The 531-nt window shown below is 63.8% G+C and carries 1 protein-coding gene; it reads right to left on the bottom strand.

All coding sequences use genetic code 11. The features are described 5' to 3' along the window. Window positions 1-120: 120 nt before the first annotated feature. Window positions 121-531: hypothetical protein (locus tag ABD353_RS40175; RefSeq protein WP_344628633.1), on the bottom strand; the 411-nt coding region annotated here is incomplete at its 5' end.

The raw sequence follows: 531 nt of genomic DNA, 5'->3' as shown, positions 1-531 counted from the left end.
CCCGGTCTGCCAGGCGAGCACCACCATATCTTCAAGATGCTCGCTGGTCGGCATGATGCAGCGCTCGCCGTCCCGGTCCTCCGCATCTTCAATAAATACCATGTACAGCGCCATAATCCCTCACTCCGTTGTCATAAATTTAAAGCACGCAAACAGCCGTTCACGATCCAGCTCCGCCGTTTTGCGGGCCTCGCCGGTCTGTGGATTCACGATTTCATCCACCGACAGGATCGCCCGCTGCACCCTGACCTGCGTCGCCCGGTCCGGGCAGATGTACCAGATTTCATCGATGCCGTTCGCCCGGCGGTTAAACAGATACCCGGACACCACCTCCTGATAGCGCCTGCGGCTCTTCACGGTGCGCTCCACCTCAAACGCCACCGTTCTGCCGTCCAGCTCCGCCAGCGCGTCCGGCACCTTCATCCCTTTCAGGGCAATACGGTGCAGGTACCGCCAGCCGGTGGCCCCCCGGGCCTCCATGGCGAGGGGCAGGGGCTGGACGGGCAGCCGGGGGGGGAGGTGGGGCGGCGG

Source organism: Kitasatospora arboriphila, from assembly GCF_039528095.1.
Classification (GTDB): domain Bacteria; phylum Actinomycetota; class Actinomycetes; order Streptomycetales; family Streptomycetaceae; genus Kitasatospora; species Kitasatospora arboriphila.
Note: the sequence above shows the minus strand (reverse complement) of the source record. Positions and strands in the feature narration are given on the sequence as shown.